This is a genomic window from Rhizobium sp. SRDI943 (genome assembly GCF_057653695.1).
On sequence record NZ_CM172787.1, the window covers coordinates 3,770,671 to 3,784,710 of the forward strand.

A 14,040-nucleotide genomic window follows, 5' to 3' on the forward strand; every position below is an offset into this window, starting at 1 on the left:
TTACGGGGCCGGCGGAAACGACCTTAGATGACGTAGGCCTTCAACGGGTCGAAACCGTTGAAAGCGACCGCCGAATAGGTCGTCGTATAGGCGCCGGTGCCTTCGATCAGGACCTCGTCGCCGATCGAAAGGGAGATCGGCAGCGGATAGAGGTTCTTCTCGTAGAGCACGTCGGCCGAATCGCAGGTCGGACCGGCAATGACGCAGGGCTCCATCTCGTCACCATCGTGTTCCGTGCGGATCGGATAGCGGATGGCTTCGTCCATCGTCTCGGCGAGACCGCCGAACTTGCCGATGTCGAGGAAGACCCAGCGGGCATCGTCATTGTCCGACTTCTTCGAAATCAGAACGACTTCCGCCTTGATGACACCGGCATTGCCGACCATGCCGCGGCCCGGCTCGATGATCGTCTGCGGGATCTGGTTGCCGAAATGCGTGCGCAGCGCCTGGTAGATCGACTTGCCGTAAGCTTCTGCGGACGGAACGTCACGCAGGTACTTGGTCGGGAAGCCGCCGCCCATGTTGACCATCTGCAGGTGGATGCCCTGCTTGGCAAGCGATACGAAGACGCGCTTGGCATCGGCGAGTGCCGAATCCCAGGCATCGACCTTGGTCATCTGCGAACCGACATGGAACGAGACGCCATAGGACTGCAGGCCAAGCTGATGGGCGTAGACGAGAACGTCGACAGCCATCTGGGGAACGCAGCCGAACTTGCGCGACAGCGGCCATTCAGCGCCTTCACCATCGGTCAGCACGCGGCAGAAGACACGGGCGCCGGGAGCGGCGCGCGAGATCTTCTCGACTTCCTCGTGGCTGTCGACCGCAAAGAGGCTGACGCCGAGCGCATGCGCGCGGGCAACGTCACGTTCCTTCTTGATCGTGTTGCCGTAGGAGATGCGGGCGGCGGTTGCACCGGCTTCGAGCGCCATTTCGATTTCGGCAACGGACGCGCAATCGAAATTGGAGCCGAGGCCTGCAAGCAGCTTCAGCACTTCCGGGGCCGGGTTGGCCTTGACGGCGTAGTAGATGGCGCTGTCCGGCATGGCGTGACGGAAGGCGTGGAAATTGTCGCGAACGACGTCGAGGTCAACCACGAGGCAGGGACCATCGGGACGTCGGGTTGCGAGAAAGTCGCGGATGCGCTGGGTGGTCATATCGATTCCCTCTTCCAATTCCAGAGCTCCGGTTTGAACCGGAGGACAAAGGGCATACGATAGCTCGCATTGGAACCAGCCGGTGGAGACCCCGGAACCATAGCAAGCGCTCGATGCGCAGATCGTGAACCAACGCCGCGGTGCGGTGTAAGTTCGGCTTTGTCTGCCATGGATTGGAGGGAGAATCCCAACCGCACTTCCGGCAATGATGGTGTGCCTCTTCAGTAACCCCCGCTGATGGAAAGCAGGGAGAGAACAAAAAGGCCCGCACCGTCGTTGCTTCAGGCGTCCTCGCATTTTCCGGTTGGCCGGAATAGCGACTGGAGGGGTTAATTCCAGGTACCTTACCGATTTCCTCACCAATTCGAGGGTTCGGCGGACACCCATGGGCACGTGCGACTTTGGGCTGAGTGGGAAATAAGAATATTCGCCTTCATAATCAAGCGATTTTTTGATCTCGGGCCAAAAAAATAATTGAACAATAGGAAGCAATTTGTTCAATATTCCGAAACAGCTGAGGGGTGCCATGGATACCTTGACCCGCATACGCGCCTTCATCGATGTCGTCGAGGCCGAAGGCTTCTCCGCCGCGGCACGGCGCACCGGCCGCTCAAAGGCGCTGCTCTCTAAATATGTGCGTGAACTGGAGGATGAGCTCGGCGCGCTGCTGCTCAACCGCACCACCCGGCAGTTCTCCATGACCGAAGCCGGCCACACCTATTACCGCACCGCCTCCGATATCCTGAAGGAGATCGACAACCTCGCCGATCTCGTGCGTGAGAACAATGCACAGCTCAAAGGACGGCTTCGCATTTCCGTGCCGCGCACCTTCGTCGATGCCGATGTCGGCCAGTCGCTGATCGATTTCGCCAAGGAGAACCCGGACCTTTCGCTGGAGATCGCCGCCGACGACCGGTTCGTCGACCTGATCGAAGAAGGTTTCGACGTGGCGATCCGCATCACCAAGCTCGAAGATTCCGGCATGATCGCCCGCAAGATCTCGGATTTCCGCATCCATATCTGCGCCACCCCTGAATTTCTCGAGCGTTATCCCGATCTCGATCACCCAACGGCCCTTTCCAGCGTCCCCTTCATCGTCGATACCAATGCGCGCACCCAGGCGAGCATCCGCTTCCACAATCCCGACAACACCTCGTTTGCCGTCGCCGTTTCCGGACCGATAGAGGTCAACAGCCCGCATGCGACATTACGCGCGGCACTTGCCGGCATCGGCGTAGCCTTCATCCCGGATTTCATCGCCCGCAAGCCGATCGAGAGCGGCGAACTGGTGACCCTGTTCAACGATTACACCCCGACCGACCGCGGCATCTATGCCGTCTACCCGCACCGGCGCTACCTGCCGGCCAAGGTAAGGATCTTCGTCGATTACCTGCACAACTGGTTCAAGAAGCATCCGTAGGGCGGCGCACCTGCGCAGCGATGCGACATTCCGCCCCGCTTCAACGTGTGGCCCCACGAATCCGATACGGAGTCCGGTCCCAATTCCGTCCCAATTTCTGGCAAGAAGTCTGGGGCAGCGAACAGGGCAGCGGGATAGATGAAACATTCAACGATACTGATGGCCGCGCTTCTTTCGCTGGCGCCGGCCGCCGCCTTTGCCCATCCGCACATCTTCATCGAGGCCCGCCTCGAAGTCGTGGCCGGCAAGGACGGCAGTGTCGAGGAACTGCGCAATGTCTGGCGCTTCGACGAGGTCTTTTCCTCCTCCGTGGTCATGGATTTCGACAAGAACACCGACCTGAAGCTGGAACCGAACGAGCTGACCGACGTCGGCAACACGGTCAAGAAGTCTCTTGCTGACTACGACTACTACATGAACCTGACGATCAACGGGAAGAACATCACCGTCCAGAAGCCCGACATCATCCATGTCGACTACAAGGATGGCCAGCTGCTGATGTTCTTCGCGGTGAAGCCGGTGGAGAAGATGCCGCTGAAGGGCAGGCTCACCTTCGGCGTCTACGACCCGACGCTCTACACCTCGATCGATTTTCCCACCGACAACGAGCTGGCGATCGTCGGAGACGGCTTCAAGGCCTGCAAACATCAGGTGGTGCGGCCGGATGCCGACGAGGTGATCTCGCAAAACAAACAGTCGCTGACGGACGCCTTCTTCAACGATCCCACCGGCACCAACATGTCCAAACTCTTCGCCACCCGGCTGGAGGTCACATGCTGACGAAACGCCTTCCCCTCATCTTTTCCGCCGCCGTCCTCGCGCTGGTGACGGCGGCAAGCCTCGCCCATGCGCAATCGCCGCTCGGCATCGGCACGGCGGAACCAAGCTTCCAGCCGACCGGCGGGCCGTTTGCGCCGCTATTTCTCTACGTCAATTACGAGCAGCAGGCTTTCTATCGGGCGCTGACCGGCGCCTTGAAGGCGATGCGCCAAGACCCCTGGCAGCTGGCTTCGCTGATCGGCCTCTCCTTCGCCTATGGCGTCTTCCATGCCGCCGGCCCCGGACACGGCAAGGCGGTCATCTCCTCCTACATGATCGCCAACGAGGTCGAGCTGAAGCGCGGCGTGGTGATTTCCTTCATTTCTGCCTTCGTTCAGGGCGTGGTGGCGGTGGCGCTGGTCGGCGGCGCCTGGCTGGTGCTGCGCGGCACCGGCATTACGCTGACGGCGGCGACCCACGCAATGGAGATCGCAAGCTTCGTCATGGTCATCCTTTTCGGCGGCTGGCTGCTGTTCCGCAAACTGCGCTCGCTGGTGGGCAACATGCCGCGCCGCCGGCTGATGGCGACGCCTGCCGGTCCGGTCAGCATGATGCTCGACTGGAAGGACAATGCGGCCGAACGCCAAGCCTATGCCTTCAACGGCAAGGCGCAGCCTGTCGAAGCCGGCCATACCTTCGTTCCCGGCATGGTCTGCGAGACCTGCGGCAATGCCCATGTGCCCGATCCGGCCTTGCTCGGCGGCGACAGGTTCAGCGCCAGCGAGGCCTGGTCGGCGATCGTAGCCGTCGGTCTGCGCCCCTGTTCCGGCGCATTGCTGGTCATGACCTTCTCACTGCTGAACGGGCTCTATCTCGGCGGCGTGCTTTCGGTCGCCGCCATGTCGCTCGGCACGGCGATCACCGTTTCCCTGCTTGCCACACTTGCCGTTACTGCCAAGAGCGCGGCCGTCCGCCTCTCCGGACGCGGCTCGACCACCTCGATCTGGGTCGGCAACGCCATCGAAATCCTCGGCGCCGTGCTCGTCATGCTGATGGGCGCCCTGCTGCTCGGGGCCTCGCTGCAGGGATAAAATTATTTTCCCCGGCGGCGCTGGTAGCGCGCCCGCAGCCAGAAGACTGCGAAAAACGCCATGATCAGGCAGACGCCGACGACAATCGCCAGCGTCGGCGAGAAATTGCCGATCCACAGCACGATGGTCGGCAGGAAATAGATGACGAGGGCGGCGCTAAGCAGGATGATGCCGGCGGCGGTCGCCTGCGAGCGGCTTTCCGGGCTCACGCGAGTCTTTCCTTTTCAAGATCGGTGCGGATGTCCTGCAGGCGGCGGATCTGGTTGCCCTCGGCGTCGAAATTCTCCGGCGAAAGCCAGGCTTCGAAGGCATCGTTGATCATCGGCCATTCGGCATCGATCATCGAGAACCAGGCGGAATCGCGGTTGCGATGCTTGGAGATCATGTGCTGGCGGAAGACCCCTTCGAAGCTGAAGCCGTAACGCGCAGCCGTCGTCTTGCTTGCCTCGTTGTTATTGTCGCATTTCCATTCGTAGCGGCGGTAGCCGAGATCCTCGAAGACATGCTTGGCCATCAGGTAGTGCACCTCGGTCGACAGCGGCGACCGCTTCATCTCGGCCCCGTGCGCCACCCCGCCGATCTCGACGACGCCGTTTGCCGGGTCGGCGCGCATGTAATTCGCCATGCCGACAATCTTGCCGGTGGCGTTGTCGCGAAAGATGTGGGTAAGCCAGCCGGACTTGGTGTAGACGGTTTCCAGCCAGTTGGCGAAATCGTCGATACCGGAGAAATCGTCCTGGGCGAAATAGAGAAGCAGGGGATTGATGCCCATGCCGCCGAGCCCGTCCCACAGCGCCTCGAGATGTTCGGCGCGCCGATAGGGCTCTACGGTAACGAAACGGCCCTTCAGCGTGACCGGCTTCGGCGCCGGGCAGCCCTTGAAATTTGCAAGATCGCGCATGGTCACTCCCCTTTTCGGAAGAGTGGATAGGCCAGCCGCCCGACAAAGGCAATCGGCCTAAAGCGCATCGCGCTTTAGGCCCTTATTTCCACGCATGTCGTTGTCGCAAAACCGCTGCACACTTTTGCGCGACATGCTTTAGATGTCACTGTGACAAGGTCACCTTGGCGGAGGACACCGTCGCCTCGATATGGTCGACCAGCTGGTCGGCAAGGCCGAGGCGGCCGGCAAGCAGATCGAGATAACCGCGCTCGGCGCGCGAATCCGGGTCGATGGTGAGCCGCGAGGCGGTGTAAAGCTCGACGCGTTGTTCTTCCGTCGTCGCGGCGGCAACGAACGCATCGATATCCGTCGGCGAAGCGAGTTCATGCTCGATGAAGGCCGCGGCCTCGCCGCTGACATCGGCGGCCTTGACCTTATCCATGATGAGGGCGCGTTCGGCATCGTCGATGTGGCCGTCGGCCTTGGCGGCGGCGATCATCGCGCGGATCAGCACCAGCACGAATTCATTGCTGCCGGCGGGCGACGCTGGTCCGAAACCGGATTCGACGGGCGGCGGCAGGAGCACCGGATTATTGGCGGACGGTGCATCGGAAGGGGCAGCGGGCGCCTGCCCGGCCTGATAATTCTTGTAGGCCTGGTAGCCGAGGCCGGCAATCGCGGCAAGACCGCCGATCGCCAGTGCATTACCGGCAATACCACGACCGGTCTTGGTGCCGAGCAGCGCGGCGGCAATCGCGCCGGTCTTCATCGGATTATTCCTGGCCGTCTGCACGGCATCGCCCGCCCTGTCGCGGACCGAACCGCCGAGACCTGGCACCTGCGAACCCAAGAACTGGTCGAGAAGCTTTTTTGCGTCGAACATTCCTCGTCATCTCCCTGTTGAAGCTGGAGGGAACATAGGTTTGCGACGGCTGAAATACAAATATGGGGAGCGGGATTGAGCCGTCAGGCTCACCCGCCCCTGCCGAAACTCAGGCCTTCAATGCGGCAGCCTCTGCCGCGAGCCTGGTGATGCCAGCCCAGTCGCCGGCCGCGACCAGTTCCTTCGGCGCCACCCACGAACCGCCGACGCAGATGACGTTCGGCAGCGAGAGATAATCATTGGCGTTCTTCAGCGAGATGCCGCCGGTCGGGCAGAACAAGGTGCCAGCAAGCGGCGAGGACAGCGCCTTGAGATAAGCGGCGCCGCCGGCCTGCTCCGCCGGGAAGAATTTCAGCACCTGGTAGCCTTCCTCGCGCAACGCCATGACTTCACTGGCGGTCGCGGCCCCCGGAAGCAGCGGCACGTCGGAATCGGCGGCGGCATCGAGCAGTTCCTGCGTCGTGCCCGGGCTGACGATGAACTTCGACCCAGCCTCGACGGCGGCTTCCCAATGGGCGACATTGAGGATCGTGCCGGCGCCGACTTCGGCTCCTTCGACCTCGGCGGCGACGGCGCGCACGGCCTCGAGTGCCGCCGGCGTGCGCATGGTGATCTCGATCGCCTTCAGGCCGCCCGCGACGAGCGCCCGGGCCAGCAGAACCGCCGATTTCGCATCGTCGACGATCAAGACCGGAACGACAGGCTGGAGTTTCAGGATGGAAAGGAGCTTCTCTGTTTTCTCGCCCATGGTCGCGCGACCTCCTTAAAACGATTGAATTCGGACCCCGAATAACGCCCTCGCGGAACCTTGTCGAGATAAAACCGGACCACATGCCGAGAAGGGTATGAAATGGGTGGAAATTGGGCTACCGTGCCGCAATCGTCACAAAAGGTTCACTGGTATGGCGAAAGAGATCGAGCGGAAGTTCCTTGTACGCAGCGATGGATGGCGTGCCGCGGTCGAGACGAAGTCCGTCCTCCGGCAGGGTTACATCGCCTCGATGGACGACCGTTCCGTGCGAGTGCGCATACTCGACGGCAGGAAGGCGAGACTGACGATCAAGATCGGCCGCAGCACCATCACCCGTGACGAATTCGAATACGACATCCCGATCGCCGATGCCGAAGAGCTGTTGCGCAACGCGATCGGCGTCGTCATCGAGAAAACGCGCTACCGCGTTCCGCATGAGGACTTCGTTTGGGAAGTCGACGTGTTTACCGGCGAGCATCGGGGACTGGTGATCGCCGAGGTGGAAATGACGTCGGAAACCGATGATCCCGCCCTGCCCACCTGGCTCGGACGCGAAGTGACCGGAGATTTCCGTTACTCTAACCAGGCCCTTGCCACAGAATACGGGCACGACAGGCATGGCCTATCGCATTCGGCCTGACGCCGATTTCACCGAGGCGTTCCGTAGCGTCGCGACCAAGCAGCTGGAACACGCCGTCACCATCCTCGATGAACGCCCGGATGGCGCGCATGAGGCGATCCATTCATTCCGCAAGAATCTGAAACGACTACGCTCGCTCTACCGTCTCGTGGCCCGCGACGTGCCGGATTTCCAGCGCCGCGAAAACGCAAGGCTGCGCGATGCCGCACGCTCGCTTTCGGCGATCCGCGACGCTGCCGCCCTTATCGGCACCGCCCAATATCTGCAGCATGCAGCCCGCGAGAACGAGGAGAGCGAGGCGCTCGGCCGCATCGTCACCATTCTCGAAGGGCGCCGTGACTGGATGGCGGAAGCCGAAAGCGGCCTGGAACAGCGGCTGGCGGAAACCTCCGGCGTTCTGAAGCAGGCGATCGCCGCCTTGGACGCCGTCTCCTTTGATGGCGGACACCGCAAGAATGCCCGCATGCTGGCAAAAAGCTGGCGCCGCACCGCACGGAAGGCCAAGGCGGCGCTTGCGGCCTGCCACGGCGGGGCATCGGCCGACGATTTCCACGATCTGCGCAAACGCACCTACGACTATCGGCTCTACCATGCCCTTCTGCGCGACGTCTGGCCGGGCGCGATGAAGGCCAAGCGCGATGCGGCCAAGGAACTCGTCGAGGATCTCGGCCACATTCACGATCTGACCGTACTCTCCGAACTGGTCGAGGCCGAACCACAGCTCTTCACCCGCAATGACGACCTGGCGCATCTGCTCGACATCATCATCTTCCGCCAGCAGGAGGACCGGCGGCAAGCGCTGATCAAAGCCGAAGCCGTCTTCGCCGATGATGCCGACGAGGAAGCCCAGCGCATCGAGCTTCTCTGGCTGATGGCCGGAAACTGAGAGAAGGCCGCCGCCGGCGAAGGCAATTGCGCGGCCCGCCGATTTTCTGTATTTCCGCCCCATGACCGACAGCCCGACACACACCAGCCCGTTCCTCGTGGCCGCACTCTATCATTTCGTTTCTGTGCCGCGCTTTGCCGACCTGCAGGCGCCGTTGCAGACGCTTTGCGAGGAGAACGGCGTCAAGGGAACGCTGCTTCTGGCGCATGAAGGCATCAACGGCACGATCGCGGGCCCGGATGCCGGCATTCACGCCGTGCTTGCCTTCCTGCGCGCCCAGCCGGAATTTTCGGGCCTCGAGCACAAGGAAAGCCACGCCTCGAAAATGCCCTTCCTGCGCATGAAGGTGAAGCTGAAGAAGGAAATCGTCACCATGGGCGTCGAAGATATCGACCCCAACAAGGTGGTCGGCACCTATGTGGCGGCCAAGGACTGGAACGCGCTGATTTCCGATCCCGATACGATCGTCATCGACACCCGCAATGACTACGAGACAGCAATCGGCACTTTTCGCGGCGCGCTCGACCCAAAGACCAAGACGTTCCGCGAATTTCCCGATTGGGTGCGCGCAAATCCCGGTCTGCACAACAAGCCGAAGGTCGCCATGTACTGCACCGGCGGCATACGCTGCGAGAAGGCCACCGCCTTCATGAAGGCTGAGGGCTTCGACGAGGTCTATCATCTGAAGGGCGGCATCCTGAAATATCTGGAGGAAGTGCCGCAGGAGGAGAGTCTCTGGGATGGCGCCTGCTTCGTCTTCGACGAGCGTGTATCCGTCGAGCACGGGCTGAAGCAAGGCGAACACCGGCTCTGCCACGCTTGCCGCAACCCGATCACCGCCGAGGAAATGATCTCGCCGCTCTACGAGGAAGGCGTTTCCTGCAGCCACTGCTACCACACCCGCACGGAAGAAGACCGGCTGCGTTACCGTCAGCGTCAGCACCAGATCGCGCTCGCAAGAAGGCGCGGCCAACGACATATCGGTAGCTGAGCCAGATTTCTGTGTGGATCAACTTTGCTTTCTGAAGATCAGGCTGCGTCGATGCGACGCCGGGCTGCCGGCTCCGCTTCACGTCGCTCGTGCAGCATCTCGGTGATAAGCTCTGATATCACGGGCTTGCCGAACAAATAGCCCTGCAGGCAGTCGCAGCCGAAGAGGCGCATGGCTATCGCCTGCTCCTCGGTCTCGATGCCTTCGGCCGTCACCGGAATGTCGAGCGAGCGGGCGAGCGCCACCGTCGCCTGCAGCATCTCGCGCTGGCGTTTGTCGTTGACGCCCATGACCAGCGAGCGGTCGATCTTGATGCGGTCGAAGCCGAACTGCCTGAGATAACCGATCGACGAGAAGCCGGAACCGAAATCGTCGAGCGCCACCTTGACCCCCAGCCCCTTCAGCCGTTCGATCGACTGGCGGGTGCGCTGCGGATTCTGAATCATGTAGCCTTCGGTGATCTCGAGCGTGATGCGGCCGGCCTCGATCTCCGTCTGTTTCAGTACGTAGCGCACATAGTCGGTAAAGGCAGGATTGCGGAACTGGCCGGGCGAGACGTTAACCGAGACGTTGAGTTCCGGCCATTGTTTGGCCGTCTCACAGGCCTTGCGCAGTACGAACAGACCGAGCGATTCGATGAGGCCGCTGGTCTCGGCGATCGGGATGAACAGCTCGGGCGAAACAGGGCCATGGCCCGGACGGTTCCAGCGCACCAGTGCTTCGACGCCGGTCATCGCATGCGTCGCCGCATCGATCAGCGGCTGGTAGGCGAGCGTCAGGTCGCCGCTTTCGATGGCGATCCGGAGATCGAGCTCCAGCGCGTTGCGCTGCTCTCGATCGGTGTCCATCGACGGATCGTAGAGGGTCATGCGCGCGCGGCCGGCTTCCTTCGCCTTGTACATGGCAAGGTCGGAACGGCGCACCAGCTCCTCACGCCCGATCGTCCCGGAAGGCGACATGGCAATGCCGATGCTTGCCCCGACGACAACGACACGGCGACCGATCTCCAGCGGCTCGACAAGAAAATCGAGAATCTGCTCGGCAAGCTGTAGTGCGGCGGCATTCTCACTGTCGGAGAGAAAGGCGATGGCAAATTCATCGCCGCCGATGCGGGCGAGAACGGCACCCTGCGGAATGAGCACAGCGAGCCCGGCCGCGACCGCACGGATCAACTGGTCGCCGGTGCCATGGCCATAGCTGTCATTGACTTCCTTGAAGCCATCGAGGTCGAGATAGAGGAGGAGCACGTTGCGCTTGGTCTGGCGTGCCTCGACGACAAAACGATCGACGGCCAGCCCGAGGCCATCACGATTGGAAAGCCCGCTCAGCCTGTCGCGCAGCGCCTCCTCGCGAGCGCTGTTTTCCTCCGCCTTCAGGCGGCGGCCGGCAAGCCAGCCGATGACCAGCAGCACGACGAAGAACAACCCGACGAGGCCGAGCGCCTGGATGACCATCGGCCGCACCTGTGCATAGCCGATATCGCCGGGTGAACGCGAGATCCAAACCAGCTTGCCGAGCGTTGCCCCCGTCGGATCGACGATCGGCACAAGATAGTCGGCCGCAAAACTCGGCGGCGCCAGCCTCAGCCCGCCGATGACATAGGTCTGGCCGAGAGCGGTCACCCTGTCGTCGTCAAGATGGCGGGCGAAAACGAGATAGCGCTGCTGGCCGGCGGGCACATCCAGCGCACCGGACTTTTTCCGCACCAATGCCACACCGACGGCGGCAATGCCCCGCTTGGTGGTGACGAAACCGATCGCCTGAGGACGATCGGCCGGGCCGGCCGCCTTTACCGTGTCGAAGAGGGTCCAGAGCGAAGGCGCGAAGAAATCTGTGAGCGGCTCCTCCATCGGTTTGCCGTCGCGATAGGCCATGATCGCCTTCTTCTCGCCATCGATGACGATCGCCATGTCGAACAGCGAGCTGTTGACCGACATCTCGCCGTAGTTGCTCACCGTCCAGGCCATACCGTCGGCTGCGTAGACGTTGACGGCAGCGTCATCCCAGGCGGCGTAATCGTCGAGCGTCGCACCAAGCTGATCCTCGAAGGTCTTCAACGCGCCGATCGTCGTTTCGCGCGAGCGCTCGTCATCGAGAACATTGGAATTTTCGGCCACGCGTTCAAGCGCCGTCAGCACCATGATGGTGACGACCGCGACGATGACTGCGAACGAGAAAAGCACGCCCGTGACGGTGATGTGACGGCCTATTCCCGATCCCTTGCTCTGCGACTTTCCGGCTGTCTGCATTACGACTCCCTGACCGTTGGACTTTGCCAGTCAAGGGTTCAAAAACGTTTAAGCAACCGCCTGTTGCAGGCCTCTCGCGATCTATTTTTCTGCCTGCCTCCGGTCGTCGCGAAAATGCTGGCAAGCAACGTCAGCTTGCCATGCCGGCCGGAAGTCCGCGCCCCCAGATGCTCGCGATAAGCGTCAGACAGGTGCCTCTCTCAAGTGCCCGCGAGGCAGCTGCGCTAAACCGCCGTGTGATTGCCCTTCGGGAATTGCGCCGCGAGTTGGCGATACCACTTGCCGCTCTTCTTCACCGTGCGCAGCTGGGTTTCATAATCGAGATGGACGAGACCGAAGCGCATACGGTAGCCTTCCGCCCATTCGAAATTGTCCATCAGGCTCCAGGCGAAATAGCCGCGTAGGGGATAGCCGTCCTTGATGAGGCCGGCAACGATTTCGAGGTGATCTCCGACATAGTCGAGGCGCATCGTATCGTCGACCTCGCCGTCGATGACATCGGTGTTGTCGCAGGCGCCGTTCTCCGTGATGTAGCATTCCGGCAGTTCGTAGCGGCGGTAGAGATCCTCGATCGAGAGCTTCAGGCCCGGCGCATAGATTTCCCAGCCGATATCGGTCTTGACGTCGCTTGCCGGCGGCGCCTCCACCGTCCAGGGGAAATCGCCTTTGCGTTCGGCATCGTCGGTGACGCGTTCGGGCTTATAATAGTTCAGGCCCCACCAATCGAGTTTCTGGCTGATGAGCTTCAGGTCGCCATCCTCGATGACAGGCATGCGGTCGCCGAGCGCCGCGACGAATTCCTTCGGATATTCACCCTTGAAGACGGGATCGAAGAAAGCGCCGTTGTGGAACTGATGCGCCCGCTCGCCCGCGGCAAGGTCGGCCGGGCTGTCGGAGCCGGGAATGATCGAGGCGGCATTGAGCACGAGGCCGACCGGCACATTGGGCGCTTCCGAGCGGATCGCCTCGACGCCGAGGCCGTGGGCAAGGTTCATGTAATGCATGGCGTGAAGGGCAGCCTGCATGTTGCGCTCGCCCGGAGCATGGATGCCGTAGAGGTGGCTGAGCCAGACGATGCACCAGGGTTCGTTGAAGGTCGCGACCCGGTCGAGGCGATCGCCAAGGCGGTTCATCACCGTCTTGGCATAGCGCTGAAACGCATAGGCGGTCGAGCGCGCGGTCCACCCGCCCTCGCCGGCGAGCAACAGAGGCAGATCCCAGTGGTAGAGCGTCGCGAAGGTCTTGATACCGCGCGCCTTGCAGCCGTCGACCAGCCGGTCGTAGAAATCGAGGCCGGCCTCGTTCACCGGACCCGTGCCGTCCGGGATAATGCGCGGCCAGGCAATCGAGAACCGGTAGGCTTCGACACCCATCTCCTTGATGAGATCGAGGTCCTGTTCCAGGCGATTGTAGTGATCGCAGGCAACATCGCCGTTATCGCGATTATGGACGCGGCCAGGCATATTGCAGAAAGCATCCCAGATGGATGGCTTGCGGCCATCAGCTTTGCTGGCGCCTTCGATCTGGAAGGCAGCGGTGGCAACGCCGAAAATGAAGTCGCCGGGAAAGCGCTCCGCGAGTTTCTTCGGATCGATCATCTGGAAATCCTATCTCTCAGGTTGAGCCGTTTGCGCCGGATTTAGCCAAGCCTGAAGGCAAAGTACAGGCTGGCCGGAAGAAAAACTGCAACGTTGCAGGAGGAAAAACAGAACAGCTGCAGCGCCGCTCCCTCGCCGCGCTGCCGCCCTCATAACGGCAATGTCAGCAGTCGTGATTTGGCCGTTGAGACCGCGATCCTTACACGGGAAATGGCATCACAAATATGAAAGGGATCCAATGCTCTCTTCGGTCCATTCGCTGCAGCCTCATCTGCTGAGCCTGTTGCGCATTGTCTCGTCACTTGTACTTTTCAGCTATGGAACACAGAAGATCCTGCATTTTCCGGCTGCGGCAAGCGTGCCGCCCGCAGGCTCGCTGCCCTGGATTGCCGGCCTGCTCGAACTCACCTTCGGGTTCCTGGTGCTTGTCGGATTCCAGACCCGTATCGCCGCCTTCGTGCTCTCCGGCCTGATGGCCGTCGCCTATTTCATCGCACATGCATCGAAGGGCATCTACCCCGCCCAGAACGGCGGCGTCGCGGCGATCCTGTTCTGCTTCGTGTTTCTTTATCTGGTGGCGGCAGGTGCCGGACCGTTGAGCGTCGACAACCTGCTGAAGCGTGGCCGCACTGCTGCGGTCTGATCAAAATAAAACAAAACGCCGAGGCGACTCTACAGCGCCGCGCGTCTTTTCAGACGCGCAAAGGCGCTGTAGCGCTTAGAATTACTGCA

14 protein-coding genes are annotated in these 14,040 nt (G+C 61.6%); 7 read left to right on the plus strand and 7 right to left on the minus strand.

The window, feature by feature from the left end; all coding sequences use genetic code 11:
- Positions 1-23: 23 nt before the first annotated feature.
- Entirely contained in the window at positions 24-1,157 is a 1,134-nt protein-coding gene (gene odc2, locus AC245Y_RS19090) for an ornithine/lysine decarboxylase (protein ID WP_003542992.1), read from the minus strand.
- Between the two features lie 526 nt (positions 1,158-1,683).
- Between odc2 and AC245Y_RS19095 the strand changes: the two genes are divergently transcribed.
- The 3 genes from AC245Y_RS19095 to AC245Y_RS19105 all read left to right on the plus strand — a co-directional run bounded on the left by AC245Y_RS19095 (position 1,684) and on the right by AC245Y_RS19105 (position 4,427).
- Entirely contained in the window at positions 1,684-2,577 is an 894-nt protein-coding gene (locus AC245Y_RS19095) for a LysR family transcriptional regulator (RefSeq protein ID WP_003542994.1), read from the plus strand.
- A 138-nt stretch (positions 2,578-2,715) separates the two neighbouring features.
- Positions 2,716-3,357 (plus strand): DUF1007 family protein, encoded by a 642-nt coding sequence (locus AC245Y_RS19100; protein ID WP_012759016.1) that lies wholly within the window; start codon positions 2,716-2,718, stop codon positions 3,355-3,357.
- Positions 3,351-4,427, plus strand: a complete 1,077-nt coding sequence (locus tag AC245Y_RS19105; RefSeq protein ID WP_017995206.1) for a nickel/cobalt transporter — start codon at positions 3,351-3,353, stop codon at positions 4,425-4,427. The genes AC245Y_RS19100 and AC245Y_RS19105 overlap by 7 nt, the downstream gene beginning before the upstream one ends.
- 2 nt (positions 4,428-4,429) lie before the next feature.
- Here AC245Y_RS19105 and AC245Y_RS19110 read toward each other — a convergent pair whose 3' ends face one another.
- From AC245Y_RS19110 to AC245Y_RS19125, 4 genes are all read right to left on the minus strand, one after another.
- Positions 4,430-4,636 carry a hypothetical protein gene (locus tag AC245Y_RS19110; protein ID WP_012759018.1) on the minus strand — a complete coding sequence of 69 codons (207 nt, stop codon included), beginning with the start codon at positions 4,634-4,636 and terminating at the stop codon, positions 4,430-4,432.
- The gene (locus AC245Y_RS19115) at positions 4,633-5,328 is read right to left on the minus strand and encodes a GNAT family N-acetyltransferase (RefSeq protein ID WP_017995207.1); all 696 of its coding nucleotides are present in this window, start codon (positions 5,326-5,328) and stop codon (positions 4,633-4,635) included. Before AC245Y_RS19115 ends, AC245Y_RS19110 begins: the two co-directional genes overlap by 4 nt.
- 145 nt (positions 5,329-5,473) lie before the next feature.
- Entirely contained in the window at positions 5,474-6,193 is a 720-nt protein-coding gene (locus tag AC245Y_RS19120) for a tellurite resistance TerB family protein (RefSeq protein WP_012759020.1), read from the minus strand.
- A 109-nt stretch (positions 6,194-6,302) separates the two neighbouring features.
- Positions 6,303-6,941, minus strand: coding sequence for a 2-dehydro-3-deoxy-phosphogluconate aldolase (locus AC245Y_RS19125; protein ID WP_012759021.1), 639 nt, complete (start codon positions 6,939-6,941; stop codon positions 6,303-6,305).
- Positions 6,942-7,095: 154 nt separating this feature from the next.
- Here AC245Y_RS19125 and AC245Y_RS19130 point away from each other — a divergent pair, with 154 nt between their 5' ends.
- The 3 genes from AC245Y_RS19130 to trhO all read left to right on the plus strand — a co-directional run bounded on the left by AC245Y_RS19130 (position 7,096) and on the right by trhO (position 9,461).
- On the plus strand, positions 7,096-7,584 hold the full coding sequence (locus AC245Y_RS19130) for a CYTH domain-containing protein (protein WP_012759022.1): 489 nt from the start codon (positions 7,096-7,098) through the stop codon (positions 7,582-7,584).
- Positions 7,562-8,470 (plus strand): CHAD domain-containing protein, encoded by a 909-nt coding sequence (locus AC245Y_RS19135; RefSeq protein ID WP_012759023.1) that lies wholly within the window; start codon positions 7,562-7,564, stop codon positions 8,468-8,470. The genes AC245Y_RS19130 and AC245Y_RS19135 overlap by 23 nt, the downstream gene beginning before the upstream one ends.
- Before the next feature lie 61 nt (positions 8,471-8,531).
- The gene (trhO, locus tag AC245Y_RS19140) at positions 8,532-9,461 is read left to right on the plus strand and encodes an oxygen-dependent tRNA uridine(34) hydroxylase TrhO (protein WP_012759024.1); all 930 of its coding nucleotides are present in this window, start codon (positions 8,532-8,534) and stop codon (positions 9,459-9,461) included.
- Between the two features lie 38 nt (positions 9,462-9,499).
- On the opposite strand, the gene AC245Y_RS19145 is transcribed toward trhO, so the two are convergent.
- Positions 9,500-11,710: a putative bifunctional diguanylate cyclase/phosphodiesterase gene (locus AC245Y_RS19145; RefSeq protein ID WP_017995208.1), complete on the minus strand. Its 2,211-nt coding sequence runs from the start codon at positions 11,708-11,710 to the stop codon at positions 9,500-9,502.
- Between the two features lie 224 nt (positions 11,711-11,934).
- Positions 11,935-13,308, minus strand: a complete 1,374-nt coding sequence (locus tag AC245Y_RS19150) for a GH1 family beta-glucosidase (protein ID WP_017995209.1) — start codon at positions 13,306-13,308, stop codon at positions 11,935-11,937.
- A 238-nt stretch (positions 13,309-13,546) separates the two neighbouring features.
- On the opposite strand from AC245Y_RS19150, the gene AC245Y_RS19155 reads away from it, so the two are divergent.
- Positions 13,547-13,951, plus strand: a complete 405-nt coding sequence (locus tag AC245Y_RS19155) for a DoxX family protein (RefSeq protein WP_012759027.1) — start codon at positions 13,547-13,549, stop codon at positions 13,949-13,951.
- Positions 13,952-14,040: the final 89 nt, after the last annotated feature.